The sequence below is a fragment of the Halomonas cibimaris genome, assembly GCF_039537045.1.
GTDB lineage: Bacteria > Pseudomonadota > Gammaproteobacteria > Pseudomonadales > Halomonadaceae > Vreelandella > Vreelandella cibimaris.
Genome location: NZ_BAAAZT010000043.1, coordinates 1 through 2,519, shown reverse-complemented (window position 1 = coordinate 2,519; position 2,519 = coordinate 1). Strand labels below are relative to the sequence as shown.

General features: G+C 60.2%; 2 protein-coding genes and 1 pseudogene. 1 reads left to right on the top strand and 2 read right to left on the bottom strand.

What is annotated here, in order from left to right; all coding sequences use genetic code 11:
- Positions 1–103: 103 nt before the first annotated feature.
- A pseudogene (locus ABD654_RS05670) lies at positions 104–662 on the top strand (IS5 family transposase); the annotation flags it as partial.
- A 280-nt stretch (positions 663–942) separates the two neighbouring features.
- Here the strand turns inward: ABD654_RS05670 and ABD654_RS05665 are convergent.
- Together ABD654_RS05665 and ABD654_RS05660 are read right to left on the bottom strand one after the other, a co-directional pair.
- On the bottom strand, positions 943–2,142 hold the full coding sequence (locus ABD654_RS05665) for a vWA domain-containing protein (protein ID WP_344703137.1): 1,200 nt from the start codon (positions 2,140–2,142) through the stop codon (positions 943–945).
- Positions 2,135–2,428, bottom strand: a complete 294-nt coding sequence (locus ABD654_RS05660) for a hypothetical protein (RefSeq protein WP_344703135.1) — start codon at positions 2,426–2,428, stop codon at positions 2,135–2,137. Before ABD654_RS05660 ends, ABD654_RS05665 begins: the two co-directional genes overlap by 8 nt.
- Positions 2,429–2,519 lie beyond the last annotated feature (91 nt).

Genomic DNA, 2,519 nt, shown 5'->3' with positions numbered 1-2,519 from the left:
TTACCGGAACGAGGCCAACTTCATCGCGATGATCTACCTGATCGGCAGCCCGGTGGGCCGCCTGCTGGATCAGGCCAAATCCACATGAAACGACGAAGAACCCAAAAAAGGGGGATCCATAGAGCCAGTGGATCATGCGCTCGGCCGCAGTCGCGGTGGGTTGACCACAAAGATACATCAGTTGTGCGATAGTCGGGGCTTTCCACTTGCCTTTTCTTGTCAGCAAGTCAACGCGCCGATTCGGCCTACATGACGGAGCTATTGGAGAAGGTCCGGTTGCCGGGTCGTTTGGCCGCCCTCGCAAACGTAGCCGTTATATCGTGGCGGACAAGGGATACGACAGCGATGCGTTGCGCCATTGCTGCACGCGATATGGCATGCGCCCGATCATCCCGCAGCGTCATATTCACCGACGCCCGCGCCCCAGCCTACCGCATCAGTTTGATCGGCCGAAATATCGCTAGCGTAACGTGGTGGAGCGTCTGTTTGGCTGGCTGAAGGAAAAGCGTCGGCTAAATACGCGTTATGACAAGCTGGCCAGCAGCTTCAAGGCCATGGTGACGCTGGCGTGTATCGAACGATGCATGAGAGCCGACTTTTCAGACAGTATCCAAGCACCATTCGATCATACAAGCCCTACATTGCGTGCCGTTGGCATATAGCCTTCCAGCGTGTCGAGTCAAGCAAGCTGATTAGCCTTTATAGTGTAGGTCTCGACAATGCGCCCTGAAGAAATTCCAACTTGGCATCAGGGTAAGCGTCAAAAATATATAAGGTTATATCAGTAAGGATGATCCTGCCCCAACAATATAGCATCGTGAAGCCTGTGGTGATTGGGATAGCCACGCTGGAGCCTGTCGTAAACAACCACGCGGGGGCACTGCATGATATCGTGTTGCAGATAATCCATCTCAGGCACTCACAGGTCAGCATACCGGCATATCAATCAACGTGAGATTCAACGAGGACTGCCATATCGCCCCATGCTGTAGGCTTTTGCCCTTTTGGGGTCAAGCACCATAGTACCGGATAGCCAGGATCACTTTTCAGCGCGTCTATATGGCCGTCGGTAAAGGCTACCAGCACGTCCGGCGGCGTGGTTTCCAGCACGGTAAACACCGGGCGGATATCGCTGCCGCCGCCGCCGTGGCATTCCCACTGGTGCAGACGGTACAGCTCGCTTTCATCCAGCGTGGTGCGCCGGGCGACTTGCGCATCAAACTCCAGCACGTCGAGCCGTACCCGGTCGCACGCGCCTAAAATCCCTGCGAGCTCGCTTAAAAAGTGCGGCAAATCCCGCTGGCAGCTGCCGCTGGTGTCCAGCGCTACCGCCAGCGAGAGCGTTTGGCTACGCAGGCTGGGCAGGTACAGGCCCTGGTACACATGGCGGCGCGAGGGTGGCAACCACCGGCGGCTGCCACCGAGCGTATTTTGTATAAACGCGGCCAGTACCTGCTGCCAGGGCACCTCCGGCCGGCGCAGGCCCTCCACCAGGGTACGAATATGGGCCGGCAGGCTGCCCTTGCCGTCCTGGCGCTCCGTCTGTTGCGCCGTCGCTATCAGCCGCTGCTGCCAGCGCCGGGCGTTGTCGGCACTCACCGGGCGCGGGGTGAAATCGGGGTCGTTGACCTCGCCCGTGCCGCTCAGCGCGCCGATCAGGTCGTGTACGTCCAGCGTTTGACCGCGGGGCGGCCGCGAGCTTGTGCTCAGCCGCGCATAGATCTGCTCGGCGGATTGGCCAGTAAAGTCGGCGTGATACAGCGCATCGTCCGGGCAGTGGCCCAGCAGGCCCTTGAGCAGCGCGTTGATTTCGTAGTCGCAGGCGTGGTTCCAGCGCTCGGGCTCGCGGCCAAGCTCGCGGCGGTGATGCCCCAGCGCGCAGTGCCACACTTCATGGGCAAGAATAAAGCGCCGGTCGGCGTCACTGCGCGAGGCCATAAATTCGGCGTTAACGAATACCGCCTCGCCGTCGGTGCCCGCGGTGGGTAGGCGGTCGTCGACCACCGCTATCAGGTTCAGCTGCATCATCAGCCGCGCGGTAAACGGCTGGCGCGTCATCAGCCAGGCGCGATCCTCTTCGCAGGTCTGCTGCACGCGGCGCTTTAGCTGCTGCTCACCGGCGTTGGGCGCGCGCTTAGCCATTCAGCCAGTCCTTTTGTGCCTGTGCCTGTGCCTCTTGATGCTCGGGCAACGTGACGTCAGAGCCGGCTGCCCCCATCTGGGCACTGAAGTGCTGATAGAACACCTCGCCGTGCTGCTCGCTCCAGGCGGTAAAGTCCGGGTGGCTCAAAAGCGCCAGCGTTCGCCGCTGGGTGGCGGCTTCGTCCGGCCCCTGCAGCGCATCCAGCAGGCAGAGCGTGGCAAAATCGGCGGTGAGTTCACGGCTGATGGCAAAAAAGCGCCCCAGCCGCTTTTGAACTGACCCCATAAAGTTGGACGGTTCATTTAGCTGGCATCCAAGGCCTGAGTCCTGTACTGCACAGGGCTCAGGCCTTTTAGCGTCAACTTAATGCGTTCGT

Excerpts from the sequence above, each read along its gene's own strand:
- ABD654_RS05665 (WP_344703137.1), bottom strand. The coding sequence starts at position 2,142 with ATGGCTAAGCGCGCGCCCAACGCCGGTGAGCAGCAGCTAAAGCGCCGC.
- ABD654_RS05660 (WP_344703135.1), bottom strand. The coding sequence starts at position 2,428 with ATGGGGTCAGTTCAAAAGCGGCTGGGGCGCTTTTTTGCCATCAGCCGT.